Annotated in this window: 23 protein-coding genes; 10 read left to right on the forward strand and 13 right to left on the reverse strand. The window is 66.7% G+C overall.

Going from position 1 to position 24372, the window contains the following annotated elements; all coding sequences use genetic code 11:
* Nucleotides 1-12: 12 nt before the first annotated feature.
* Entirely contained in the window at nt 13-1128 is a 1116-nt protein-coding gene (locus AC0B44_RS07095; protein ID WP_471902227.1) for an LLM class flavin-dependent oxidoreductase, read from the reverse strand.
* On the opposite strand from AC0B44_RS07095, the gene AC0B44_RS07100 reads away from it, so the two are divergent.
* Nucleotides 1074-2396, forward strand: coding sequence for an MFS transporter (locus AC0B44_RS07100; protein ID WP_471902321.1), 1323 nt, complete (start codon nt 1074-1076; stop codon nt 2394-2396). The two genes, AC0B44_RS07095 and AC0B44_RS07100, sit on opposite strands and share 55 nt — an antisense overlap.
* A gap of 54 nt (nt 2397-2450) precedes the next feature.
* On the opposite strand, the gene AC0B44_RS07105 is transcribed toward AC0B44_RS07100, so the two are convergent.
* Nucleotides 2451-2735 (reverse strand): DUF3017 domain-containing protein, encoded by a 285-nt coding sequence (locus AC0B44_RS07105; RefSeq protein ID WP_471902228.1) that lies wholly within the window; start codon nt 2733-2735, stop codon nt 2451-2453.
* A 19-nt stretch (nt 2736-2754) separates the two neighbouring features.
* On the reverse strand, nt 2755-3609 hold the full coding sequence (locus AC0B44_RS07110) for a bifunctional methylenetetrahydrofolate dehydrogenase/methenyltetrahydrofolate cyclohydrolase (protein WP_471902229.1): 855 nt from the start codon (nt 3607-3609) through the stop codon (nt 2755-2757).
* 345 nt (nt 3610-3954) lie between these two features.
* Here AC0B44_RS07110 and AC0B44_RS07115 point away from each other — a divergent pair, with 345 nt between their 5' ends.
* Nucleotides 3955-4419 carry a tRNA (cytidine(34)-2'-O)-methyltransferase gene (locus AC0B44_RS07115; protein ID WP_471902230.1) on the forward strand — a complete coding sequence of 155 codons (465 nt, stop codon included), beginning with the start codon at nt 3955-3957 and terminating at the stop codon, nt 4417-4419.
* 85 nt (nt 4420-4504) lie between these two features.
* Here the strand turns inward: AC0B44_RS07115 and AC0B44_RS07120 are convergent, their stop codons facing one another.
* The 5 genes from AC0B44_RS07120 to AC0B44_RS07140 all read right to left on the reverse strand — a co-directional run bounded on the left by AC0B44_RS07120 (nt 4505) and on the right by AC0B44_RS07140 (nt 10195).
* Nucleotides 4505-4813, reverse strand: coding sequence for a rhodanese-like domain-containing protein (locus AC0B44_RS07120; protein WP_471902231.1), 309 nt, complete (start codon nt 4811-4813; stop codon nt 4505-4507).
* Nucleotides 4814-4903: 90 nt separating this feature from the next.
* Nucleotides 4904-8164, reverse strand: a complete 3261-nt coding sequence (locus tag AC0B44_RS07125) for an error-prone DNA polymerase (RefSeq protein WP_471902232.1) — start codon at nt 8162-8164, stop codon at nt 4904-4906.
* A gap of 151 nt (nt 8165-8315) precedes the next feature.
* Nucleotides 8316-8801 (reverse strand): hypothetical protein, encoded by a 486-nt coding sequence (locus AC0B44_RS07130; RefSeq protein ID WP_471902233.1) that lies wholly within the window; start codon nt 8799-8801, stop codon nt 8316-8318.
* Between the two features lie 61 nt (nt 8802-8862).
* On the reverse strand, nt 8863-9711 hold the full coding sequence (locus AC0B44_RS07135; protein WP_471902234.1) for an SDR family NAD(P)-dependent oxidoreductase: 849 nt from the start codon (nt 9709-9711) through the stop codon (nt 8863-8865).
* A gap of 1 nt (nt 9712) precedes the next feature.
* Entirely contained in the window at nt 9713-10195 is a 483-nt protein-coding gene (locus AC0B44_RS07140) for a nuclear transport factor 2 family protein (RefSeq protein WP_471902235.1), read from the reverse strand.
* Nucleotides 10196-10384: 189 nt separating this feature from the next.
* Between AC0B44_RS07140 and AC0B44_RS07145 the strand changes: the two genes are divergently transcribed.
* The 5 genes from AC0B44_RS07145 to AC0B44_RS07165 all read left to right on the forward strand — a co-directional run bounded on the left by AC0B44_RS07145 (nt 10385) and on the right by AC0B44_RS07165 (nt 14698).
* On the forward strand, nt 10385-11965 hold the full coding sequence (locus tag AC0B44_RS07145; RefSeq protein ID WP_471902236.1) for an FAD-dependent oxidoreductase: 1581 nt from the start codon (nt 10385-10387) through the stop codon (nt 11963-11965).
* Entirely contained in the window at nt 11962-13005 is a 1044-nt protein-coding gene (locus AC0B44_RS07150; protein ID WP_471902237.1) for a DUF5914 domain-containing protein, read from the forward strand. The genes AC0B44_RS07145 and AC0B44_RS07150 overlap by 4 nt, the downstream gene beginning before the upstream one ends.
* A 281-nt stretch (nt 13006-13286) precedes the next feature.
* Nucleotides 13287-13766, forward strand: a complete 480-nt coding sequence (locus tag AC0B44_RS07155; protein WP_471902238.1) for a hypothetical protein — start codon at nt 13287-13289, stop codon at nt 13764-13766.
* 118 nt (nt 13767-13884) lie between these two features.
* On the forward strand, nt 13885-14343 hold the full coding sequence (locus AC0B44_RS07160) for an SRPBCC family protein (protein ID WP_471902239.1): 459 nt from the start codon (nt 13885-13887) through the stop codon (nt 14341-14343).
* Nucleotides 14344-14401: 58 nt separating this feature from the next.
* Nucleotides 14402-14698 (forward strand): ArsR/SmtB family transcription factor, encoded by a 297-nt coding sequence (locus AC0B44_RS07165; RefSeq protein WP_471902322.1) that lies wholly within the window; start codon nt 14402-14404, stop codon nt 14696-14698.
* A gap of 40 nt (nt 14699-14738) precedes the next feature.
* Here the strand turns inward: AC0B44_RS07165 and AC0B44_RS07170 are convergent, their stop codons facing one another.
* Nucleotides 14739-15644, reverse strand: coding sequence for a D-isomer specific 2-hydroxyacid dehydrogenase family protein (locus AC0B44_RS07170; RefSeq protein ID WP_471902240.1), 906 nt, complete (start codon nt 15642-15644; stop codon nt 14739-14741).
* A gap of 147 nt (nt 15645-15791) precedes the next feature.
* On the opposite strand from AC0B44_RS07170, the gene AC0B44_RS07175 reads away from it, so the two are divergent.
* The 3 genes from AC0B44_RS07175 (at nt 15792) to AC0B44_RS07185 (ending at nt 21821) form a co-directional block, all read left to right on the forward strand.
* The gene (locus AC0B44_RS07175; RefSeq protein ID WP_471902241.1) at nt 15792-17339 is read left to right on the forward strand and encodes a multicopper oxidase family protein; all 1548 of its coding nucleotides are present in this window, start codon (nt 15792-15794) and stop codon (nt 17337-17339) included.
* A gap of 315 nt (nt 17340-17654) precedes the next feature.
* Nucleotides 17655-19778, forward strand: coding sequence for an MMPL family transporter (locus AC0B44_RS07180; protein WP_471902242.1), 2124 nt, complete (start codon nt 17655-17657; stop codon nt 19776-19778).
* Nucleotides 19779-19832: 54 nt separating this feature from the next.
* The gene (locus tag AC0B44_RS07185) at nt 19833-21821 is read left to right on the forward strand and encodes an SDR family oxidoreductase (protein ID WP_471902243.1); all 1989 of its coding nucleotides are present in this window, start codon (nt 19833-19835) and stop codon (nt 21819-21821) included.
* A gap of 36 nt (nt 21822-21857) precedes the next feature.
* On the opposite strand, the gene AC0B44_RS07190 is transcribed toward AC0B44_RS07185, so the two are convergent.
* From AC0B44_RS07190 to AC0B44_RS07205, 4 genes are read right to left on the reverse strand one after another with little or no spacing between them, the layout of a single operon-like run.
* Nucleotides 21858-22355 carry an SRPBCC family protein gene (locus AC0B44_RS07190; protein WP_471902244.1) on the reverse strand — a complete coding sequence of 166 codons (498 nt, stop codon included), beginning with the start codon at nt 22353-22355 and terminating at the stop codon, nt 21858-21860.
* Entirely contained in the window at nt 22352-22732 is a 381-nt protein-coding gene (locus AC0B44_RS07195) for an ArsR/SmtB family transcription factor (RefSeq protein WP_471902245.1), read from the reverse strand. Before AC0B44_RS07195 ends, AC0B44_RS07190 begins: the two co-directional genes overlap by 4 nt.
* A 34-nt stretch (nt 22733-22766) precedes the next feature.
* Complete coding sequence (locus AC0B44_RS07200) at nt 22767-23681, reverse strand: sucrase ferredoxin (protein ID WP_471902246.1); 915 nt, start codon at nt 23679-23681, stop codon at nt 22767-22769.
* A gap of 59 nt (nt 23682-23740) precedes the next feature.
* The gene (locus AC0B44_RS07205) at nt 23741-24271 is read right to left on the reverse strand and encodes a hypothetical protein (RefSeq protein ID WP_471902247.1); all 531 of its coding nucleotides are present in this window, start codon (nt 24269-24271) and stop codon (nt 23741-23743) included.
* Nucleotides 24272-24372 lie beyond the last annotated feature (101 nt).

Consider the following 24372-nt stretch of genomic DNA (forward strand, 5'->3'; position numbering starts at 1 on the left):
CGGCCCCGTCTCCTATCGGGCGGACGGAAGGAACGCCGTCGCGCCCGACAGGTCGCCCTGCCGGCCCGCGAGCGGAGTCACGAGACCGCGACGTTCGAGGATCGGCCGCACACCCTCGCCGATCCGATATGCCTCTTCGAGGTGGGGATAGCCCGACAGCACGAAGTGGTCGAGCCCGACCGCCGCGTACTCGGCGATGCGATCGGCGACCTCCTCGTGGGAACCGACGAGCGCGGTACCCGCGCCGCCGCGGACCAGGCCGACGCCCGCCCACAGGTTCGGCGACACCTCCAGACTGCGTGAATCGCCGCCGGCGACGTAACTGCTGCCACCGCCGTGCAGTTCCACCATCCGGCGCTGCCCCTCCGATCCCGAACGGGCAAGACTCTGCTGGGCCTTCTCGACCGTCGCGGGGTCGAGCGCCGACAACAGCCGGTCCGCCTCCGCCCACGCCTCTTCCGAGGTGTCCCGGCTGATGACGTGCAGGCGGATGCCGTAGTCGAGGGTGCGGCCCTGGATGTCGGCCAGCCCGCGGATCCAGGCGATCTTGTCCGCGACCGCGCTCGGCGGCTCACCCCAGGTGAGGTACGTGTCGCAGTACCTCGACGCGACGGTTCCCGCTGCGGGAGAAGACCCGCCGAAGAACAACGGCGGCGCCGGGTCGGGGATGCGCTGGAGTTGTGCGTTCTCGACCTTGATGTAGTCGCCGTCGAAGTCGACCGGTCCGTTGCCCGCCCACAACCGGCGGAGAACGTCGAGATACTCACCGCACCGCGCGTAGCGCTGGTTCTTGTCGAGGAAGTCGCCGAAGGTGCGCTGCTCGTGGTCTTCGCCCCCGGTCACCACGTTGAGGAGCAGCCTGCCCTGCGACTGCCACTGGAAGGTCGCCGCCATCTGGGCGGCGAGGGTCGGGGAGATGAGACCGGGACGCAGCGCCACGAGGAATTTGAGCGTCTCGGTGGTGTCGATCATCATCGCCGTGGTCAGCCACGCGTCCTCGCACCATCCTCCGGTGGGAGTGAGTACCGACTCGAACCCGCTGGATTCGGCAGCCGCACCGATCTGGTTGAGGTATCGCAACGTGGCGGCGCGGTCTCCCGACATCGAACTGCCGTGACCCCCTGCCATCAGAACGGTTACGCACCGTCGTCGCTGCGAGCCTGCTCGGCACCACGGTGGAGTGGTACGACTTCTTCCTCTACGCCACGGCCGCCAGCCTGGTGTTCAACCAGCTGTTCTTCCCCGATCAGAGTTCGTTCGTCGGGACGATGCTCGCCTTCGCCACGTTCGCCGTCGGCTTCGTGGTCCGCCCGATCGGCGGGGTGGTCTTCGGGCACATCGGCGACCGCATCGGCCGCAAGAAGACCCTCGCGCTCACGATGTTCATCATGGGCATCGCCACCGCCCTGATGGGCGTCCTGCCCACCCACGAACAGGTCGGGATCCTCGCACCGATTCTCCTGCTGCTGTTGCGCATCCTTCAGGGGTTCGCCCTCGGTGGGGAATGGGCAGGTGCTGTGCTGCTCGCCGTCGAACACAGCCCCGAGAAGAAGCGCGGCCTGTTCGGGAGCATTCCCCAGGTCGGACTTGCCCTCGGGCTCGCGTTGGGGACCGGGGTCTTCGCGGCTCTCCAGGTGATATTCGACGACGAGCAATTCCTCGCGTACGGCTGGCGCATCGCGTTCCTGCTCAGCCTGGTTCTCGTCGCCGTGGGCTTCGTCGTCCGGCTGAAGGTCGACGAGACGCCCGCGTTCCGTGAAGTGCAGGAACTGGCAAAGCGGTCGGAGGCGCCGCTCGTGGACGTCTTCCGGCCGGGTGTGCGACGCAGCACCGTTCTGGGATTGCTGTCGCGGTGGGGTGAAGGCGCCGCGTTCAACACGTGGGGCGTGTTCGCCATCGCCTACGCCACGAAGGATCTGGACTTCGAGAAGGTGCCCGTACTGCTCGTGGTCACCGTCGCCGCGCTCGTGATGGCGGCACTTCTGCCGCTGTCCGGTTTGCTGGTGGACAGATACGGCGCGAAACGCATCTACATCATCGGGATCGCGGCCTACGGCCTCGCCGTCTTCCCCGCATTCGGTCTCTTCGGAACGAACAACCTGATCTGGTTCGCCGTCGCCCTGATCGTGGTGTTCGGCATCGTTCACGCGCTGTTCTACGGAGCACAGGGCACGCTCTACGCGAGCCTGTATCCGGCCGAGATCCGGTACACGGGACTGTCGGTGGTCTACCAGTTCTCCGGTATCTACGCCTCCGGCATCACGCCGATGATCCTCACGGCCCTGATCGCCGCCGGCGGCGGAACGCCCTGGATCGCCTGCGCCTACCTCGTCGGGACGGCAGCTGTCAGCGTGGTCGCGACCGCGCTGATCCGTAAGGAGGACATCCGCCTCTGACGATCGAACGTACGAACCGCCGGTGCCTGCGATCCCGCAGACACCGGCGGTCGTCTATCCGGTGCCGAGCGGGTCGATGGAGGCGGCCAGCGCCACGATCACGCCGCCCACGACGAGCAACGCACCGACGTCGAACCCCTTGCTGCGCACCGCAAGAACGCCGACCCGGCTCTCGTCGAGAACCCATCGCAGGACACCCGCGAGAATGGTGGCGCCGCCGAAGACGAACGCACCGCGTCGCCACCGGTCTGCGAGAACGAGAGCCACGGCCACCGCGATCACCAGAGCGACAACGATGAGCGGCAGGTTCAGACGTGCGAATCGCAAGGCTCGGCTCATGACGGTGTGCCCGGCCCGCTCAGCGAGCCGCGAGTTGCTCTGCCCGCTCCACCACGTTGGTGAGCAGGAAGGCGCGGGTGAGCGGTCCGACACCGCCGGGGTTCGGGGAGACGAAACCTGCGACCTCGCGGACATCGTCGGCGACGTCACCGCGCAGCCCGTCCGGAGTACGCGAGACGCCCACATCCAGGACCGCCGCGCCCGGCTTGACCATGTCGGCGGTGACGAGTCCGGGTACACCGGCCGCGGCGATCACGATGTCGGCGCGGCGCACCTCGGCGGCCAGATCCCGGGTACCGGTGTGGCACAGGGTGACGGTCGCGTTCTCGCTACGGCGCGTGAACAGCAGCCCGATCGGGCGGCCGACCGTGACACCGCGGCCGACGACCGTCACGTGCGAACCGGCGATCGGCACGTCGTAGCGCCGCAACAGGTGGAGGATTCCGCGCGGCGTGCAGGGCAGTGCCGCTTCCTTGCCGAGGACCAGACGACCGAGGTTGATGGGATGCAGCCCGTCGGCGTCCTTGTCTGCGTCGATCCGCTCGAGGGCAGCGTTCTCGTCGAGGTGCCGGGGCAAGGGCAGCTGCACGATGTATCCGGTGCAGGCCGGATCCGCATTGAGCTCGTCGATCGCCTGCTCGAGCTGTTCCTGCGTGATGTCGGCGGGCAGGTCCTTGCGGATCGACGTGATGCCGACCTTGGCGCAGTCGTTGTGCTTGCCGCGCACGTACGCTGCCGATCCCGGGTCGTCGCCGACGAGGATGGTGCCGAGGCCGGGCGTGATGCGCTGTTCCTTCAGCGCGGCCACACGGGCCTTCAGGTCCTCGAAAATCTCGTCGCGGGTCGCTTTGCCGTCCAGGATCGTCGCAGTCACGTATCCATTGTTCCAGGCGACCGCCCGTCGCGGATCGTCAGCCCGCGTGCACGGGCCGAGGCGGTCGATGCCCGTGTTCCGTCTGTGCGTCGGCGACGATGATCACACGAGCGAAAAGGCCGGGCACGGCACCGGAGAAGTTGCTTCGGCACACCACATTCGATGCCGGTCCTTGCACTCGCGTCGACACCGGCCGACAACCGCGGTATCCCGGACTTGTTGTCCAACAAAACTTTCGACGACGGTTCAGCAAAACGGGCCCTTCGAACCACATTCCCGTCCCGGCCGCCCGGCGTCCCAGGTCCAGGGCGTTTGCCACCGCGGTTCTGCTATGTTTCTTTCGTTATGTTCAGAGTGATGTTCCACGAACCACGCATTCCGCCCAATACCGGCAACGCCATTCGGATGGTCGCCGCGACGGGCGCCGAACTGCACCTCGTAGAACCACTCGGGTTCGATCTCTCGGAGCCGAAACTGCGGCGCGCCGGCCTCGACTACCACGATCTCGCGTCGGTCACCGTCCACGCCGATCTTGTTGCGGCGTGGGAGGCACTGAACCCCGAGCGCGTGTATGCCTTCACTGCTCACGGAACCACCGGTTACGCAGAGATCGAGTACCGGCCCGGCGACGTGCTGCTGTTCGGTCCGGAGCCGACGGGCCTCTCGGCCGAGGTCCTGTCCGACCCGCACATCACCGCGCAGGTCCGCATTCCGATGCTGCCGGGCCGGCGCTCACTCAATCTGTCGAACGCGGCCGCGGTGGTCAGTTACGAAGCCTGGCGCCAGAACGGTTTCGAAGGCGCCGTCTGAGTCGCATACATCTCGAAACGGCAGTGGCCGGGCATCTCAGGATGCCCGGCCACTGCCGTTCTGTCGGAGCGTCTCCGCGATGTGGCTATGCGCCGCTCTCGGTGGGCCGGCCCGAGCGCGCCCACCCGTCGGTGCCGCCGGCGACGGAGACCGCGTCGATTCCCCGGCCCGCGAGATAATCGGCGGCCTGGAGGCTGCGTCCGCCGACCGCGCAGATCACGTACACGGTCCCGGTCGTGGGAATCTCGTCGATCCGTGCGACGAACTCGCTGAGCGGGATGTTGAGGACCCCGGGCACGCGCACCTGGGCGTATTCGTCGCGCTCGCGCACGTCGATGACGGGTGCTCCGTCGGCGAGTGCGGTCTCGAAGGTAGCCAGGTCGACCTCACGCATGGGTGCGGGTCCTCTCGGTAGGGTCCGGAACGCCACCACGGTAGCGCGGCCCGGCGACGGGCTGCCGAGGCACCCGAGACGGAGCAGGCGTCATCGGAAGTCGCGCGACTTGCCCGGCATCCTCAGGTCCATGGGTTCCAGGTGATCGGCGAGCAGCGTCACCACGCCGTCTGCGTTCTGGAGTCGCCCGCGGACGAGCAACGCCGATGCGGTGTGCGCGAGAGTGCGGTACCGCGCCCACAGCCCGACCGAACACACCACGTTCACCATGCCCGTCTCGTCCTCCAGATTGAGGAACGTGACCCCGGCGGCGGTCGCGGGTCGCTGCCGGTGCGTCACCGCCCCGCCGACGAGCACCCTCGTTCCGTCCGGAACGTCGAGAAGGCGCGACGCCGGAACCACGCCGAGCGCGTCGAGTCGTTCGCGCAGGAACTGTGTCGGGTAACTGTCCGGGGACACCCCCGTGGCCCAGACATCGGCGGCGGCGAGTTCGAGAGCGCTCATGCCCGGCAGTGCCGGCGCCACGGTGGCCACGCCGATCCCGGGCAGACGCCCCGGGCGCTGGGTGGCCGCGGGGGCAGCAGCCCACAGCGCTTCCCGCCGGGACACGTCGAATCCACCGAGCGCTCCGGCGGTCGCAAGGGCCTCGGCCTGCGCCGTGGTGAATTCGATCCGCGCGGTGAGATCCAGGAAGGAGGTGTAGGGACCGTGCTCCTGTCGCTCGGCGACGATGCGCTCGGCGAGATCTTCGCCGATGTGCCGCACCGACGCCAGACCCAGTCGCACTTCTTTTCCCGCGTTCTCCACCGTGGCATGCGCGAGGCTCGCCCCGACGTCGGGACCGTGCACGATCACTCCGTGCCGGCGCGCGTCGGCAACGAGCGACTGTGGGGAGTAGAAGCCCATCGGCTGTGCCCGGAGCAGGCCTGCGCAGAAGGCCGCGGGATGATGCAGTTTGAACCAGGCGGAATAGAATACGAGCGACGCGAAACTCTGTGAATGGCTTTCGGGGAAACCGAAATTCGCGAATGCGTGCAACTTCTCGTAGATGCGGTCGGCGACAGCGCCGGTGATGCCGTGTTTCTCGCGCATCCCGTCGTAGAGACGGCCGCGAAGGCGTTCCATCTTCTCGGGCGACCGCTTGGATCCCATCGCCCGTCGCAACTGGTCGGCCTCGGCCGCGGTGAACCCGGCGGCGTCCACGGCCATCTGCATCAACTGTTCCTGGAACAACGGGACGCCGAGAGTGCGTTCGAGCGACTTCTCGAGGCACGGATGGTCGTAGGTGACCGGTTCGAGGCCGTTGCGCCGACGGATGTACGGATGCACGGACCCACCCTGGATGGGCCCCGGGCGGATGAGCGCCACTTCGATGACGAGGTCGTAGAAGTTCCTCGGTTTCAGGCGCGGCAGGGTGGCCATCTGCGCGCGCGACTCCACCTGGAACACCCCCACCGAGTCTGCGCGGCGCAGCATTTCGTACACGGCGTCCTCGGCCAGGTCGAGTTGGGCGAGATCTACCCGGACATCTTCGTGTTCGGCGACGAGGTCGATCATGTAGTGCAGCGCGGAGAGCATGCCCAATCCGAGAAGGTCGAACTTCACCAGGCCCGCAGAGGCGCAATCGTCCTTGTCCCACTGCAGGACGGTGCGTCCCGGCATCCGTGCCCATTCGACGGGACACACATCGGAGACTGGCCGGTCGCAGATCACCATGCCTCCCGAGTGGATCCCGAGATGCCGTGGCAGACCTTCGATCTGCTCCGCGAGATCGAGAACCGGGGCGGGAATGTCTGCGTCGGTTTCGACGCTCACCCCTCCCCACCTGCTGATCTGCTTGCTCCACGCGTCCTGCTGACCCTGCGAGTAGCCGAGTGCTCGCGCCATGTCGCGGACCGCGGATTTGCCTCGGTAGGTGATGACGTTGGCTACCTGCGCGGCGTGGGTCCGGCCGTATTTCGCATAGACATGCTGAATGGCTTCTTCGCGCCGGTCGGATTCGATATCGAGATCGATGTCGGGTGGACCGTCACGTTCCGGCGACAGGAACCGCTCGAACAGCAAGCGGTTGCGCACCGGATCGACATTGGTGATGCCGATGGCGTAGCAGACCGCGGAGTTGGCGGCCGAACCTCTTCCCTGGCAGAGAATGTCGTTGGCGTGGCAGAACTCGACGATGTCGTGGACGACGAGGAAGTAACCGGGAAAGCCGAGACTGCCGATGATGCCGAGTTCGTGTTCGATCTGCCGGTATGCCGCCCGGTTCTGCTCGGCGGGTCCGTAACGGCGGCGCGCGCCGGCATAGGTGAGGGCACGCAGCCAGGTGAATTCGGTGTGCCCGTCGGGCACGGCGAACGGAGGCAGTTTCGGGGCGATGAGGCGGAGGTCGAAGGCGCATTCCCGGCCGAGTTCCGCGGCGGTGTGCACGACACCAGGGAAGGCCGCGAACAGCCTCGCCATCTCGGCTCCGGATCGGAGATGGCCGCCACCGGTGGGTGAGAGGCGACTGGCTGCGTCGTCCAGGCTCTGCCGGTCGGAAATGGCGGCCATCGCCATGGCCAGCCGTCGGCGATGTGGTCGGGCGAAGTGTGCCGCCGTACTGGAGATGGATGAAATTCCTTGTCGCTCAGCTATTTCGAACAACGTGGCGTTACGTTCGTAATCGGTGGGATCTCCCTGCCAGGTGAGCTCGACGGTGACACGGTCGGATCCGAACCGGTCGACGAGGTCGAGCAGAGCGGTTTCGGCTGCAGCCGCGCCGCCGCTGTCGAGGGCACGGCGTGCATGCCCTCGTCGGCACCCGGTGAGAATCTGCCAATGACCACCCGCCGCCTCGGTGAGGGCGTCGTAGTCGTAGCGAGGTTCGTTCTTCTCCCCGCCGACGAGGTGTGCGTCGGCGATCTGCCGCGACAACCGGCGATACCCTTCCTGTCCGCGGGCGAGCACGAGTAGGTGCGCATCGTCGAGCGACAACTCGGCCCCGAACACTGTCCGCATGTCGAGTTCCCGGGCAGCTTCGGCGAAGCGCACCGCGCCGTAGAGGCCGTCGTGGTCGGTGATCGCCAGGGCCTCGAGGCCGAGACTCACCGCTTCTTCGACGAGTTCTTCGGGAGTCGACGCACCGTCGAGGAAGCTGAACGCCGAGTGCGCGTGAAGTTCCGCATAGGGCACCACAGGTCCATCGGGTGGCCGGGCACTGCCCTCGTAATCACCTCGGGCGCGACTCCACGCGGGGCTGTCGTTGCCGTCGCCGGGGTGGACCGGGTCGCGACGGGAGTTGGCGGGCGCGGGCCTGCCGGACAGCACACGTTCCATTTCCGACCAGGTCGGTGGGCCGTTTCCCCATCCCATGGAACACCTCCAGCTGCATGTATCCACCCAGACTATCGCACGTATGTTCGATACTTGGTAGATCTCCTCCGCTGGGCTGCTGGCAGCCCCGGCGTCCGAGATGCCGGCCCGGTGGGCGGCACCGCAGCGACCGACCTCTCGGATCGCGCGGTCAGACCAGGGTCACCGACGATGCGAGCGAGACGACGCCGAACCCCTCCGGGACCGTGCTGCCATGATGCAAAATGATCGGACCTTCGTAGTCCACGCTGTACACCCCCGGATACGTCGTCGACGTGTGCACCGCCCGCCTCAGCAATGAGGCTCGCTCGGTCACCAGGAGTTGTCCCGACGGTTCGGTGCGAAAGTCCGACCACAGATAGCGATCCCACACCAGGCATCCGGTGAGTGTCGTTTCGCCGATCCCCTCGATGTGGTCGGGAACCATTGTGGTGAAACCACTCCCGAGGCGCGCGACGCGCTCGGTCCGCCCGTCTGTCGTCACCTCGTCGATGATCGCGTCGATGTCGCACGCCATGTCGCGCGGGAGCCCCAGCACATCGGGTGTGGTCCAGTATGTGGTGGGTTCGCACAGTTCCCCGACGCGGGGGGCGTCGGGGAAGAATTCGAGGTCTTCGATCATCCACAACGTCGTCATGGACGAGGTCGTCGACTCGTAGTGACGTGGAGGTCCTTACGCCGGCAGTCCAGCACCTCCGTCACCCTCCGAACACCGGACCGCCACCGAACACGGATCGATGCGAAATCGGTTGGTTCCCATCGACATCCACTATTCCGTACTCCGGACCCGTCTCCGCCGTGATGAGTGTGGAGCCACTTCGGCCGTTCACGTCCGGATCCGACGCCAGCGCGACGACGACGCGACCGACGAACTCGGGAGTCTCGGCGTCTGCCAGCGGAAAACCCTGGAAGTTGTCGAGTCCGCGAGCCAGCATGGCCTCGTTCTTGACCAGCCCCGGCCAGAGCGACAACGTGGTGACGCCGGTGCCACGCAACTCCACTGCGATATCGGCAGCCATCTTGTCGAGGCCTGCCTTCGACATTCCGTACAGCACCGAATGCAGGTGACCGCGCGTACCGAAAGACGAGATGTTGACGATCATTCCGCTGCTTCGCGGCACCATCATCCGGGCCGCCTCCACCGAGGCCACATAGTGGGCGCGGAGGCCGACACCGATGAGGCTGTCCCAATCCTCGACGGGCCGCTGCCAGAACGGTTCGGTGAAACCGGCGAAACCTTTCGGCGCGGCCCACACGTTGTTCACGAGCACATCGAGCCGCCCATTCTGCTCACGGGCGATGGCAGCGAAGAGATCGCGGATCTGGGAATCGTCGCGATGATCGCACTGCACCGCGATGCCGTGACCACCACGTTCGGTGACGATCTCTGCGGTGCGATCCAACGGACCGTCCACACCGACAGGTCCGCGACCCGTGACGTAGACAGTCCAGCCGTCGGATCCGAGCGCGCAGGCGATGCCCTTGCCGACACTTCGGCTGGCGCCGGTGACGAGAGCCACCTTTCGAACGGTTTCGGCTTCCGTCATCTCACTGCACCACTTTCACGTCGTCGGTCAGAGCGCGTTCGATGGACCACAGGACGCGCACGTGACACTTCGATATCTTCCACTCGCCGTCCTCGACCACGTAGTCGTCGTCGTAGTCGAGTGCGGTGACCCGTTCGGTCCGAGCGCTCAGATCCACCTGCCGAAACCGCAACGTCCAAGCTCCGGTCGCGGTGTCCGGACTCGTGAGGCGGATACTGGGATGCATCCCGTGATGCATATCGAGAACGACGAATCGATCGTCGACGCGCTGAAGCGCGATCCGGGAGTACACGGCCACCAGCCCGTCTGCGTCGTCGAAACTGCCGAGCGCCGGACCGTAGTAGATGTCGGCGCCTTCTGCCACGAAGCACGCACGCATACCGGTCGGGTCCTTCGCGTCGCAGGCGCGGAAGTAACGGTGCTTGAGCATCCGGATCTCCTCGAGGGCTTCGAGTCGGGCCAATCGGTCCTCGATGGTCGGCATGCGTCGAAACCCCCGTGCAGGTTGTGGCGTGGTCGGCCGGGCCATCCTGGCACAGATTCGGCTTCTTCGGATTTCCCACCGAGTGCTCGTCTCCGCGGTTCGGGCATGGCCGCCCCGATGTCGTGATTGGCTGTGTTTGCGGGTGTGTGCGGCACCGGCGACGGAGATCACCCGGAGGGAGAGCGCCCGATGACGACCCGCCCTCACGTCGATCCGCGGCGCACGCAGCATCGCGCACCTCCTGGTCTCGACGACGCCGCACTGCTCCCGGCACGCCCACACGTAGTCGTCGTCGGTGCCGGTATCGCCGGGCTCGCGGCGGCCACCGGCCTGGCCGAACGCGGCGTCGACGTGGACGTCGTCGAACGCGAACACCACATCGGCGGGCGCGTCGGGGGCTGGACCGATCACCTCGCCGACGGCACCCCGGTCGCGGTGAACCGCGGATTCCACGCCTTCTTCCGGCAGTACTACAACCTGCGGGCACTGTTGCGTCGCGGCGACCCCGAACTCTCGGTCCTGACCCCGCTCGACGACTACCCTCTGATCGACGCACACGGTCGACGAGACAGCTTCCGCGGTCTCCCCCGCACACCACCGTGGAACGCACTCGGCTTCGCACTGCGCAGCCCCACCTTCAGCTTGCGCGACCTGATTCGCGTCGATACCCGAGCCGCCGCGCCGCTGGCTGCGGTCTCGGTTCCCGAGATCTACGATCGGCTCGATCACCTCGACGCCGAGACTTTTCTCGAGCAGATCAACTTCCCGCCCGCCGCCAGGCACCTCGCGTTCGAGGTGTTCTCACGCAGTTTCTTCACCGAACCGGGAAACATGTCCGCTGCGGAGCTGGCCGCGATGTTCCACATCTACTTCCTCGGTTCGAGTGAGGGCCTGCTCTTCGACGTGGCCGGCACCAATTTCGACGAACTGTGGTTGCCGCTGCGCGAATACCTGACCGCCGAGCCGACCCCGTCCCGCACGGGAACCGTGCGCTTTCACACCGGTGTGGCCGTCTCGACGGTGGACACCACCGCCGGCGTCCCGTTTCGGCTCTTCGACACCGAAGGCGGGAGCACGGATGCCGACGGAGTAGTTCTGGCCACCGACGCCACCGCGCTCCGCCGGATCGTGGGGGCCTCACCCACCCTCGGCGACACAGCCTGGCAGACCCGGATCGGGAATCTGGACGCCGCGCCCGAGTTCCTCGTACATCGGCTCTGGCTCGACCGGCCCGTCGACGACGATCGCCCGGCGTTTCTCGGCACCGGCAGTCTCCATCCACTCGACAACATCAGCATCGTCGACCGCTACGAACACCAAGCCCGTGAATGGGCGCGACGGCACGGTGGCTCGGTGGTCGAACTCCATGCTTACGCGCTGCCCGAGCCCTCGGCCTCCGACCCGGACCGGGTTGCGTTGCAACAGCAAGTCGTGGCGCGGCTGCATGCCCTGTATCCCGAAACCGCGCAGGCTCGCGTCCTCGGCGAACGGCTGCTGTATCGGCGCGACTGCCCCCGCCTCGGTCCCGGAGACTTCGACGAGCGGCCCACCGTAGCTACTCCGCACCGCGGATTGGCGCTGGCCGGAGACGGAATCCGGATCGACCTGCCGGTGGCCTTGATGGAGCGGGCCGCCACCACCGGCTGGTCGGCCGCCAATCACCTGCTCGGCCAATGGGGTATCCGCGGCCACGACTTGTACACCGTGCCCACCCGAGGCCGATCGGCGCTGCTCCGTCGACTGGCCACCCGAGAAAGCCGACCGCGATGAGCATTCTGGAACCGCTGTACCGGCGGTGGCCCCACACCTGGCCGCTGCAACCCGTTCCGCCGAGCACCTGGACGAAACAGGAGCCCACCTATCGAGCCGCCGATCCCCGTCTGATCCGGGCGATCCTCGATCGAACGCAGCGACAGCCCTCCGGCAACTGGTACGTCTTCGCCGCCGCCACCGACATCGGCACCGACCGCCCCACGGCCGTCACCGTGGCCGGCGTCGAACTCGTCGCCTGGCGCGACTATCGGGGGCAGCTTCGTGTCGGCCCTGGTGCCTGCCCACATCTCGGCGCGCCCCTGGCCTCGGCAGTTCTCGACTGCGGCACATTGGTGTGCCGCTGGCACGGACTGCGTCTGGGACCCGACGGCGAGCGGGGGTGGCCCCTATATCCCAGTCACGACGACGGGGTCCTGACATGGGTTCGTCTCGACCGGATCGGCGGAGAAGCACCGCTGGATGCGCCTGTAATCCCTGGGAGACCACCGGCCGACGCACACTTAGCGGCGGTGGCAACCCTCACCGGAGTATGCGAACCTGCCGACATCGTCGCCAACCGGCTCGACCCGTGGCACGGTGCGTGGTTCCATCCCTATTCGTTCGCTCACCTCGAGGTGGTCGAGGCTCCCACACGGGAGCGAACCGGGGACGAGGACGACCGTTTCGTCGTCGCCGTGACCTTCCGCGTCGGCGGACGGATCGGCGTCCCGGTACTCGCCGAGTTCACCAGCCCGGAACCCCGCACCGTCGTCATGCGCATCATCGACGGTGAAGGCACCGGCAGTGTCATCGAAACGCACGCAACACCTCTGGGGCCGGGGCCGGACGGTCGCCCCCGCACCGCGGTGATCGAGGCCGTCATCGCCTACTCCACCCGGGACGGATTCAGCAATGCACGTCGTGGTCGGCGCGCCTTGACTCCGATGCTTCGCGGTGCGGCCAGACGTCTGTGGCGCGACGATCTCGCCTACGCCGAAAGGCGTTACCGGCAACGCACCCGAACCGATCACACGACCGGCCCCCGGTCGGCGACCTGAAGGGTCGACCCGAGTCGAGAATCCGCATCCAGGATTCGACGAGTTCTCCTGTCGCTCAAAACGATTCGTTGGATTCACAACAAACGGTGAAATCGCTTCTCCCACGCAATATTTCCGTGCCCACAATCACCGGAACAAAACCGTTGTTCTCGAATGCAACCCGGCGGGATCGCGAATCCGATATGAACGGGGAGTTCTATCGTCTTCGACTCGAACAAAGTATTTACATGGCCGAACGAACATTTCGTCGCGTTTGCGCATCGGTACTCACCGCAGCCGGGATGGGAATTGCGATAACCGTGGGCGGCGGAGGCGCAGCACATGCCGCGCCGACTTCCACCACCATGACGTGTGCGAGCGCCAACCCCCTTTTCTGGGCGCCGCCGTTCACCTGGACCGTCACCGCCTCGTCCGGGGAGTCCCGCCCCGGTGGCGTAGGGGAATTCATACCTTCCCTCCTGCTCAGCGGAGACAACGAACTGCCCACTCCCCCCGGCGGTCTCATCCCGAGGATCGGACCGAACTGGTACGGCACGCAGGTCCTCGTCGACTGGCGCAACACCACCACAGGACAGTCCGGACGCAGCGTCAGCGATCAGGAAGCGTGGAAACAGAAGCCCGGCGTTCCGGTCAACCGCACCCTGACCGGGGCGGGAACCATCGACTTCACCGTCACGCTCCAAACCGGCGCCGGGTGGTGGTTCGTCAACCCACAGAACGCCGTCTGCCAGGGAACCATCGACGTCATCTCACGGTCGTGACCTGACCTTTCTCGAGCATCTGCAACCGTGGGGTTGCCGATAGCCGACCGGGGTGCAATCATTGGGTTGCACCCCGGTCGCATCGAATCACTCCGACCTCATCGAACGAGGAGCAGTCATGACCGACGAACTCGACCGCATCGAACGGAAGATCACCATCGAAGCCCCGGTCGCACGCGTCTGGGAACTCGTAGCGGAACCCGGCTGGTACATCAACGACCACACGATCACCGAACATCGACTCGAACGCGACGGCGACCTCACCGTCGTCCACGATCCCGTCCACGGAGCCTTCGCGTTCCGCACGGTTTCGCTGGACGAACCGCACTACGCGGCGTTCCGCTGGCTCGCCGACAGCACCGACCCGGACAGCCCCTCCACACTCGTCGAATTCCGGGTGGATGCCGTGTCGGAGTCCTCGACCGTCCTGCACGTGACGGAAACCGGATTCGCTTCACTTCCCGGGGACTCCGCCGAGCGCCGCGCCAAGTACGAGGCAAACGTCGAGGGCTGGATCGCCGAACTCGATCTGGCCAGGAAACACCTGGAGAGCGGGAAACCCGTTGCCGCGCAATGATCTAGAGGTCAGCGGCAGCACCGGGTCCGCGGGTTCCCCTGAAGCCGCCCCCACCCGCGTGTTCGCAGCCCTCGCCGACGACACCAGGTGGCACCTCCTGCAGCGACTCGGCCGTTCACCGGCGTCGGCATCGAGCCTGGCACGCGAGTTCACCGTGTCTCGTCAGGCGATCGCCAAACACCTGTCGATCCTGGAGGAATGCGGACTGGTCACGGCCGAACGCGTCGGCCGTGAACTCCGCTTCTCCGCGGCCGGAGCCCAACTCAGCGCGGTCGGACGCGCACTGGACGAGGTGGGTTCCGGGTGGGATCGCAGGCTTGCGGCGATCAAGAAGGCCGCCGAACAACCGCGCTGACACCGAGCACACCCGACATCGGGACTTGCGGACAGAGTGCTCAGTATCCGGCCGACGGATCGACGCGCGCGAGGAGGTCCTCCCCCGCGACGAACCGCCGGACGTTCTCACGCAGAGTGGGCGCGAATGCAGCCGTCAGCCCGCTGCGGGTGTTCGCGACGTGCGGGGTGATCACGCAATTGTCGAAGCGCCACAACGGATGTCCGTCCGGCAACGGTTCCGGTTCGGTCACGTCGAGCACCGCGCCGGCGATCGCGCCCGCACGCAACGCATCGACCAGCGCATCGGTGTCGACGAGGTTGCCGCGTGCCACGTTCACCAGCCACGCGGTTTCCGGCATGGTCTCGAAGACGGCGGCGTCGACGAGCCGGTCGGTGGCTGCCGTGGCGGGCGCGGCAACGACGAAGTGGTCGGCCTTCGTCCACACCTCCGCCGTGCGCTCGGCGGGCAGCGTCACCGATGCTCCGTCGACCGGGCGTCCGGATCGGGTGACGGCGACGACGTCCACACCGAACGCGCGAAGTCGCGGGATCATCGCCCGGCCGATTCCACCGCACCCCACGATCGCCACCGTCGATCCGTGCAAGGGGCGAACGAGCGGGTCGATCCGATCCTTGCTCCACCGGTCCGCCTTCACCGCGGTATGGAATCGGCGCAGACCCACGAGCAGGGCTCCGACCGCGTATTCGGCCACGTTGTCGGCATAGATCCCCGACGCGTTCGTCCAGGTTCGGGTCGGGTCGACGAGACCTGCACGAAAGAACGGTTCGATGCCGGCGTAGGCGAGCTGCACCCAGCGCACCCGCTCGGGCAGCGGTGGGAAATCCTCTGCACCTCCGTGCCAGACGAGGGCATCCACATCGTCGAGTGACGACACGGTGGCACCGCCGTCGGCGATCGCCGCTGCGAGGAGGTCGTCGTGGTCCGGGCCGAGATGGATACGCATGACGAAAACCCTAGTGATGCGCGAGCCTCCGGCGCTGCCGGAACCGGGAGGCACGGTCACCAGCGTTGATCTTCGGGGTTCTCCCCCAGGGCAAGATCCGGTTCCGCACCGGAGGTGCCGTATCGCACCGAGGACAACCATGGATGTATGAAACGTCTGGTCCGGGTCCTCGTTGCGCTGTTCGCTGTCGCTCTGGTGGCGGCGGTCACCGGCGCCTCCGCCGTGGCCTACACGTGGAGCAGCGCCGACGTCGATACCGTCGGCCGGGTCCCGTTCGACAGACCGGTCCAGGTTCCGCCACAGGAAACGGGCACCGTGACCGCGGACGGAACCCGCGTGTTCGATTTGTCCTTGCAGAACGGCACGACCGATCTCGGCCACGGACCGGCCACTCGGACGTCGGGTTTCGACGGGTCCTACCTCGGTCCGACTCTGCGTGCGGCGCGGGGTGAGAAGGTCCGCGTCGATGTCACCAATCAGCTCGGGGAGACGAGCACGGTGCACTGGCACGGCATGCGTCTGCCCGCGGTGATGGACGGCGGCCCGCACCAGACCGTCGACGACGGGGAGACCTGGTCACCGAACTGGACCGTAGATCAGCCCGCCGCCTCCCTCTGGTACCACCCGCATCTCCACGGCAGCACCGCACAGCACGTGTACAGGGGTCTGGCGGGGATGTTCCTCCTCGACGACCCGGCCGATGCGCCCACGCGCGGTGGCCGGGCGCTGCCCCAGGCGTACGGCGTCGACGACATTCCGCTGATCGTCCAGGACAAGAAGTTCGACGGCGACCAACTCGACACGGGCACCAGTTTCTTCTCGACTGCGGGGGCACTCGGCGACGAGATCCTGGTCAACGGCACTCCACGGCCGTATCTCGATGTCACGACGGAGGCCGTTCGGTTGCGACTGCTCAACGCGTCGAACGCACGAGTCTTCAATTTCTCGTTCGAATCCGGCCGGCCGTTCGATCTCGTCGGTACCGACGGCGGCCTGCTCGAACATCCCACAGCCGTGCAGAACGTGCAGCTCTCTCCCGGTGAGCGCGCCGAGATAGTGGTGCGCCCGCAACCCGGAACCCGGGATGTCCTGCGCAGTACGTCGCCCGACCTCGACGTCGACTTCTTTCAGCGCCGCTTCTCCGGCGGGGACGACAGATTCGACGTTCTCGAACTGCGCCCCGCTGCGGCCCTCGAGGGCTCCGCAGAGCTGCCGGAACGACTCACCACGTTCGAGGACCTCGGCGAACCGGGCACGGTACGCCGCATCGACCTGAACGGGACGACCATGATCAACGGCCGGGAAATGGACATGAACCGCATCGACGATGTCATCCCGGCAGGCTCTACCGAGCTGTGGGAAGTGACGAACGGGAGCGGCACCCACCACAACTTCCATATCCACGATGTGCAGTTCGCTGTCGTGGATGCCGCGGGTACGCCGGTGAACGATCCTCTCCTCGGCGGACGCAAGGACACCGTGTTCATTCCTCCGAACACCACGGTGCGGCTTCTCGTGCGGTTCGGGAGTAACAGCGACCCCACCATGCCGTACATGTACCACTGCCACCTGTTGCGGCACGAGGACGACGGAATGATGGCGCAGTTCGTCGTCGTGGACGAAAAGGATGCAGCCCATCCGGGTGGAGCCGCTGAGCACTCGCCCCCGGGCGAACACGACGGGCATGGCGGCTGACCTGCGAGAACGAGGCGGGGAATAGTTCCCGAACCCGTGGCGTTGGAACCGGTTGGATCGGCGCGTCAGTACGCCCCGGAGCCAGTATTAACGGCCTTCGTGGAATACCGTCCGGCTGGAGCCACGTTGCGCGAGACGCCGTGAGGCATCGGGCGCGCCGGTCCGCCTCTCTTCTCGCTCGAGCGAATCGGGACGCCTGTGAATTGCCGGGCGTTGTCCGTCGTCGGACCCCTACACCGGTAGCGCTGCGAACCCCGGATCTCCCGCCAGTACAGTTGCCGTTCGGTAACCGAGGCAGACGAACCGGGAGTGTGCATGAACCGCTGGGCCGACATCGTGGTGACCAGAAGTCGGTGGGTTCTCGCCGCAGTCCTGTTGGTGGTCCTGGCTGCCGGAATCTGGGGAGTGGGGGTGTTCGGAAAACTCTCCGGCACCGGGTACTACGTCGCGGGCAGCGAGTCCATGCAGGCCCAGAAGATCATCTACGACACCTTCGGTCCGCAGACAGCAGACATCATCGCGATGTACACCGCCCCCGACGGCCAGAGCATCGACGACATCCGAGACGACGTCGAGGACACCCTCGGTAAATTCACCGACGAAGTCCCCGTCACCTCCGTCACGACCTATTGGACGGCGCCGCCGCCGATGAACCAGCTGCTGGTCTCCACCGATCAGCGCAGTGTCGCGGCGTCGATCATCCTGGGAGAGAACTCGGGGGTCACCAACGCGAACTTCCCGACGGTCCTCGAGATGCTCGAGGTTCCCGGAATCGATTCGCAGTTCGCCGGCGGAACCGTCGTCGGAGTGGAATTCACCTCCACCCTCGAACACGATCTGATCGTCTCGGAGGCGATCGCGATCCCGGTGACCCTCCTGCTGCTGGTGTTCATCTTCGGCGGGATCGTCGCGGCAGCAGTCCCCGTCTTCGTCGGTGTTCTCGCCATCTTCTCCTCGCTCGCGACGCTGCGATTGCTCACGATGTTCACCGAGGTGTCGTCGTACGCGCTGAACATCACCTCGCTGATCGGCCTCGGACTCGCGATCGACTACGGCCTGTTCATCGTCAGCCGCTTCCGTGAAGAGCTGAACGCGGGATCCGAGGTCGTCGCCGCGACGAAACGCACCATGCTCACCGCGGGGCGCACGGTGATGTTCTCCGCAGCCCTGCTGATCTGCGCATTCGCGGGCATGCTCGTCTTCCCCCAGTCGGTGCTGCGATCGCTCGGCCTCGGCGCGATGGCGTCCGTGTTCAGCGCTGCCCTGCTGTCCCTGACCGCTGTGCCGGCCGTGCTCGCCCTGCTCGGCCACCGAATCAACGCCTGGACCTGGGACAGGGAGGCGTCCGCGCGCAGCGAGGCACGGGCGGTGCGGTTCTGGGGCGGTGTCGTGCACAGGGTGATGAAGCGCCCCGCCACGATCGCGATCGTCATCACCGCCGGGTTACTCGTCATCGCGACCCCGGTTCTGAAAGCGGGATTCGGCGAGATCGAGTACACCGCACTCCCGGAGGACAGTCCGGCGCGCGCCGCGACACAGAAACTCCTCGACGACTTCTCCAGCAGCGGGAACGGCGCCACTCTCGTTCTTCGCAGCGACGACGGCAGGACGCCGTCGCCCGAGGCCGTCCGTGCCGTGTCGCGAGCGGCGACCTCCGTCGACGGCATCGAGCAGACCGTCACCGTGGGCTCACAGGGAGACGTCGCGGTGCTGCAAGCGCTGTACGCGCAGGGAGTCGACGGCACGCCCCGAGCCAGTGCCATCACCGACGAACTCCGTGCCGTCCCCGATCCCGAGGGGACGGAACTGCTCGTCGGTGGCGGACGCGCGCTCGTCGACGACGCCAATGCCGCGATTGCCGATGCGCTGCCGTGGATGATCGCGATCATGGTGGTCTCGACGCTGGTGTTGCTGTTCCTGGCGTTCGGCTCGGTGGTGCTGCCCGTCAAGGCGGTCCTGATGGCCGGGTTGAGTCTGGCCGCCACGTTCGGTGTCTTGACCTGGGTGTTCCAACTCGGGCACGGCGCATCGTGGATCGGGGTCGTGCCGAGCGCACTCGAACCGACATTCGTGGTCCTGATCCTGGCGGTCGTGTTCGGCCTGTCCACGGACTACGAGGTGTTCCTCATGTCCCGGATGGTCGAGGCGCGCGCGGCGGGCGCGACAACGGTCGAAGCCGTGGAATACGGCACCGCCCGTACCGGCCGCGTCGTCACCGCCGCCGCTCTGCTGCTGATCGTGGTGACCGGGGCCTTCACCATCTCCGGCCTGTCGATCATGCGATTCCTGGGCATCGGCATGATCATCGCGCTGATCATCGACGCGACGATCATCCGCATGCTTCTGGTCCCCTCGCTGGTGAAGCTGATGGGCGAGGCCAACTGGTGGGCGCCGAAGTGGATGAAGCGCATCCACGAGAAGGTCGGGCTGGGTCACTAGGTCGCGACCCCGGTTTTCCGGCCCCGATACTTACCTCAGAGTAAGTTCTCGGGCATGGCAACCTACCTGGTCACGGGTGGAACAGGATTTCTCGGTCGGCAGGTTCTCACTCGGCTGCTCGCCACCCGGCCCGACGCCGAAGTACACGTGCTGGTCCGACGGGGCTCCGTGACCAGGTTCGAGGCGTTCGCCGACACGGTGCCGGGTGGCGCGCGGCTGCACGCCCTGGTCGGAGACCTGACGGCACGCGACCTCGGTCTGGAGCCGGAGACGGTTCCCCTCGCCGAACATGTCGTGCATCTCGGCGCGGTCTACGACCTGACCGCAGGTGACGAGCAGGCGGCCACCAACGTCGGCGGCACCCGTGCCGTGATCGCGCTGGCGCGGCGACTCGACGCCACGCTGCACCACATCTCGTCGATCGCGGTTGCCGGTGACCACCGCGGCACGTTCACCGAGAAGGACTTCGATCTCGGGCAGCGATTTCCGACGCCGTACCACCGGACCAAGTTCGAGGCGGAGGCAGCGGTGCGCGAAAGCGATGTCCGCTGGCGGGTGTACCGCCCGTCCGTGATCGTCGGAGACTCGATCACCGGCGCCATCGACAAGATCGACGGGCCGTACTTCTTCTTCCCCGCGCTCGCACGACTCGGCGCTCTGCCCACCGGACTGCCTCTCGTGGTGCCCGACCTAGGCTGCACGGACCTGGTTCCCGTCGACTACGTCGCTGCCGCGATCGTCGAACTCGTACACCGGCCCGGGCTCGACGGCCGCGCCTTCCATCTCGTCTCGCCCCGTCCGCAGCCGCTGCGGGAAGTGTTCGCGGCGTTCGCTTCCGCGGCAGGGGCACCCGTTCCGGTCGCCACCGTGCCGGGCGGTCTCGTTCGGCCGCTCCTGTCGTCGACCACCCTGCCCGGTCTCGACACCGTCCGGCGTCTTCTACTCCGGCGCCTCGGCATCCCGCCGGTGATGCTCGACCATCTCACGATTCCGGCGGTGTTCGACAGTGCGTGCACCCGGGAAGCATTGCAGGGCAGCGAGATCACGGTTCCCGACCTGCGCGGGTATGCACCGGTGCTGTGGCGGTACTGGCGCGAGCACCTGGACCCGGATCGTTCACGACGTGAAGACGCGCGCGGTCCGCTCGTCGGCCGGCACGTGATCATCACCGGTGCCTCCTCCGGCATCGGCCGGGCTACGGCGCTCGCCGTCGCCGAGTACGGAGCGCGGGTGTTTCTCCTGGCTCGACGCGAAGAGGAACTCGACGCCGTTGTCGCGCAGATCCGCGCCGCGGGCGGATCCGCGTATGCCTATCCCTGCGACCTCACCGATCCCGAGTCCGTGGACCGCGCCGTATCGTCCGTCCTCGCCGACCACGATCACGTCGACATGCTCGTCAACAACGCCGGCAGATCCATTCGGCGGGCGCTGGACCACTCGACGGACCGGATGCACGACTTCGAACGGACGATGGCGGTGAACTACTTCGGCGCCGTTCGTCTGGTGCTGGCACTTCTTCCCCATATGCGCCGGCGGCGTTTCGGGCACGTCGTGAACATCACCAGCGCGGGCGTCCCCGCCCGGACCCCGCGGTTCGCGGCCTACATCGCCTCGAAATCCGCACTCGAAGCATTTGCCGAGGTGGCGGCCGGCGAAACCCTGAGCGACGGGATCACGTTCACCACTGTCCGGATGCCGCTCGTGCGCACTCCGATGATCGCACCGACCGACGAGTACACCGAGGCTCCCGCGGCAAGTCCCGAAACGGCAGCGGCGATGATCGTGCGTGCCCTCATCGAGCGGCCCACCCGCATCGACGTCCCGGTGGCGACCCTCGCCGAATTCGGCAGTCTCTTCGCTCCGTCGACGGCCAATCGTGTTCGTTCCCGGTTACATCGTGCATCGTCCGATTCCGGTGCGGCCCGGGGCGAGATCGCAGCGGGGAAACCTACGCCACCTGCACCTTTCGGTGTGCTTCCGGCACTGACCGGAGGCGCAACCTTGCGGCGGATCGGACGACTGCTCCCCGGCGTGCACTGGTAGGGGCCTGAGCGCGACTGCCGGCCGAAGCGCGCTCCGTTATCGCGTCTGCTCCTCGAAGTACTCACGTTGAGCGGGGAAGTAGTCGTCCCAGTTCCGCGGAGGTGCGCCGGAGACCGATGCCACCAGTTGGTCGAGGTAATACTCCCAACCGGGTCCGACGTCACCGACATCCGCACGTACGACGCGATGATGCACGAAGCGAACTTCGGAGCGATCGCCGTCGCCGGACAGTTCGAAAGTGACGTCCCACGCGCCCTGGTCGGAGATCGTCCGGAGTCCCAGCCGATGCGGGGCGTCGCACTCGGTGATCTCGACGTCCTCCCACGGCGAGCCTTCCTCGAAACCCATTCGGACCTTGATCGTTTCGCCGACGGCGCCGGTACCTTCCCATCGTCCGACCCAACGCGCAGTGCGATCGGGTTCGGTGATGCTTGCCCATGCGTCCTCTACGGATCCGGGCAGTGTGCGAGTCACTACGAGGTCGAGCCCGTCGGGACCGTTCACGAGCCTTCCGGTCGGTTTCGGTGTGGTCATGCTCTTTTCCTTCCGTTCTCGAAGTTCGACCCGTTCTCGAAGTTCGACACCGGGGCTGTCGCTCTTCGTTCACGCCGGGTTCTCGCGACCTCGGTAGCCAGGGCATCGAGTCGGTGCGGCAGAGATGTCCCGAGGAGACGGCCGAGGTAGTCGGCGACCTCCGCCAGCGGCTCGGTACGCAGTGCGTAGATGCGCTGACGGCCGTCGACGGTCACCTCGACGACGCCGCACTCGATCAGGACACGGAGGTGTTTGCTGACGGCGGGGCGGCTGATCGCGAAGTGTTCTGCGATCGCCCCGGCCGGCAACGGCGAAGCATGGAGCAGCTCGAGAATCTCCCGGCGTACCGGGTCCGCGATCGCACGCGCTCCGTCCACTCCAAAAGCGTAACCGATTGGCTACGCGTTCGAGCTAGATTCCGGAGTCGGCGGAAACGGGGACGGGCGTCACCCGGGACGCGACGACCGGATGTATCGGTTTGGGTGCGGCACCGCAGCTCGCGGGCCGCGGCGGCAGATCACGTTTTTCCACCTCGACCCGCCAGGCGCGCCCGTCACGGTGATGCACGACCGGCTCGGCTCCGTCTGCGCCGCTGAAGTCGTGGACGGTGAAGTCGTCGAGACCGTCGGCGCCGGTGAGTTCGCGCACCGCGATCTCTGCTACCTGCGCCGACGCGTTCCAGGTGCTGCGTCCCCGAAGGCCCGGGAGGTACACCCGGCCGGCTGTCGCGGCGCGCACTGCCGCTGCGCTCTGCGCGGCGTCGAGGCGGCCGTAGGTGTAACCGGTGGGCAGCAGAATCATCGACGGCGCGAAGCGGTGACCTCCGGTGTGGGAGCACTCCCACACCGCATCACCGAATTCGGCGGCGAGTGCTGCCGCAACCGGGCGGCCCAGGACCGCGCAGCATCGGTCCCGCTTGCCGTGTGCGCAGACGAGCACGACCGGTTCGTCGACCGGAGTACCGAGACCGGGAGGACCGCCGGCCACCACGTGCGGCACGAGGTCGAGCAAGTCTTCGGGCTTCTCGATTTCGAGATGCTCGCACCAGGTGTTTCCGGGTTCGGTGCGGGCGAGCAGGACAGTCCGGGTCGGACGCACCACGTCGCGCCCCGGCCGGCGGATGAACACGAACCGCACACCCGCCGCATCGGCACGGGCAGAGATTTCGGCGGCGAGTTCCGCGCCGAGCGCCGTGCCGTCGAGAGCGTCGCGGCCCCATCCCGAAGGAACCTCCAGGCACACGTACCCCGGGGCTGTGGCGGCGGTGCCGGGTAACGGCTCGTCGAGTGCGGACAGCGCGGAGCAGGTCGGAGCGGGGGTCGTCACCGGCTGATTGTCGCCGCTGACCTCGCCCGTGGCAGCGGCGACCCCGGAGAGTTGCCTCTTCAACCCTTGCGCCCCCGCAGACGCCGCACCGCTGCGGTGCCCCACACCCGCAGGAAGCCTTGCGTTATGTACCCGAAACAGCCGAGCGCCAACGCCCATTTGGTGAGACTGATCGTCGTCGCTGCGCGGACAGTGATGTCGTCGATGCGACTGCGATGGTCGAGCAGGTACAGCCCGGTGATGTTCTCTGCGTAATCCCCGGCCGCAGCGATCACAGGTGCGGCCGCGAGGAGCCTGCGCGTGCGGGGTGTCAGCGGACGCTTTTTGTCGAGGGCGCGGGCACCGTCCCGGAGTGCAACCGCAAATGTCAATGGATGCACCATGTCCCAGTAGTAGTGCTGCCGGTACCGGCTGATCTCCTCCGGACCCAGGTTGTCGAGGATCTTCCGGTACTTGTCCGCCGAGAGGGTGGCCTGAATCCTGCCAACCGTGAGTGCGGTGGGGCCGAGGACGCGGCCCATGTTGGCCTGGGACACCAGGAACAACAGCGACGATCCGATGAGCCGACGATCCGATTCGGTCAGTGCCATGCCCATGATGGTAGCGCCCGATTCCCCCATGTCGGATTTGTGCGTTATGGTGTCCGCGCTACCGAACGTCTGGGGGGACGATGGCGGATACGATCAGGGCC

It is taken from the genome of Rhodococcus sp. NPDC019050 (assembly GCF_055664235.1).

Coding starts and splice junctions, on each gene's coding strand:
- AC0B44_RS07150 (WP_471902237.1), top strand. CDS start 11,962: ATGAGCATTCTGGAACCGCTGTACCGGCGGTGGCCCCACACCTGGCCG.
- AC0B44_RS07170 (WP_471902240.1), bottom strand. CDS start 15,644: ATGCGTATCCATCTCGGCCCGGACCACGACGACCTCCTCGCAGCGGCG.
- AC0B44_RS07115 (WP_471902230.1), top strand. CDS start 3,955: ATGTTCAGAGTGATGTTCCACGAACCACGCATTCCGCCCAATACCGGC.
- AC0B44_RS07140 (WP_471902235.1), bottom strand. CDS start 10,195: ATGCCGACCATCGAGGACCGATTGGCCCGACTCGAAGCCCTCGAGGAG.
- AC0B44_RS07130 (WP_471902233.1), bottom strand. CDS start 8,801: ATGACGACGTTGTGGATGATCGAAGACCTCGAATTCTTCCCCGACGCC.
- AC0B44_RS07185 (WP_471902243.1), top strand. CDS start 19,833: ATGGCAACCTACCTGGTCACGGGTGGAACAGGATTTCTCGGTCGGCAG.
- AC0B44_RS07160 (WP_471902239.1), top strand. CDS start 13,885: ATGACCGACGAACTCGACCGCATCGAACGGAAGATCACCATCGAAGCC.
- AC0B44_RS07205 (WP_471902247.1), bottom strand. CDS start 24,271: ATGGCACTGACCGAATCGGATCGTCGGCTCATCGGATCGTCGCTGTTG.
- AC0B44_RS07180 (WP_471902242.1), top strand. CDS start 17,655: ATGAACCGCTGGGCCGACATCGTGGTGACCAGAAGTCGGTGGGTTCTC.
- AC0B44_RS07145 (WP_471902236.1), top strand. CDS start 10,385: ATGACGACCCGCCCTCACGTCGATCCGCGGCGCACGCAGCATCGCGCA.
- AC0B44_RS07135 (WP_471902234.1), bottom strand. CDS start 9,711: ATGACGGAAGCCGAAACCGTTCGAAAGGTGGCTCTCGTCACCGGCGCC.
- AC0B44_RS07175 (WP_471902241.1), top strand. CDS start 15,792: ATGAAACGTCTGGTCCGGGTCCTCGTTGCGCTGTTCGCTGTCGCTCTG.
- AC0B44_RS07120 (WP_471902231.1), bottom strand. CDS start 4,813: ATGCGTGAGGTCGACCTGGCTACCTTCGAGACCGCACTCGCCGACGGA.
- AC0B44_RS07190 (WP_471902244.1), bottom strand. CDS start 22,355: ATGACCACACCGAAACCGACCGGAAGGCTCGTGAACGGTCCCGACGGG.
- AC0B44_RS07095 (WP_471902227.1), bottom strand. CDS start 1,128: ATGGCAGGGGGTCACGGCAGTTCGATGTCGGGAGACCGCGCCGCCACG.
- AC0B44_RS07155 (WP_471902238.1), top strand. CDS start 13,287: ATGGGAATTGCGATAACCGTGGGCGGCGGAGGCGCAGCACATGCCGCG.
- AC0B44_RS07105 (WP_471902228.1), bottom strand. CDS start 2,735: ATGAGCCGAGCCTTGCGATTCGCACGTCTGAACCTGCCGCTCATCGTT.
- AC0B44_RS07125 (WP_471902232.1), bottom strand. CDS start 8,164: ATGGGATGGGGAAACGGCCCACCGACCTGGTCGGAAATGGAACGTGTG.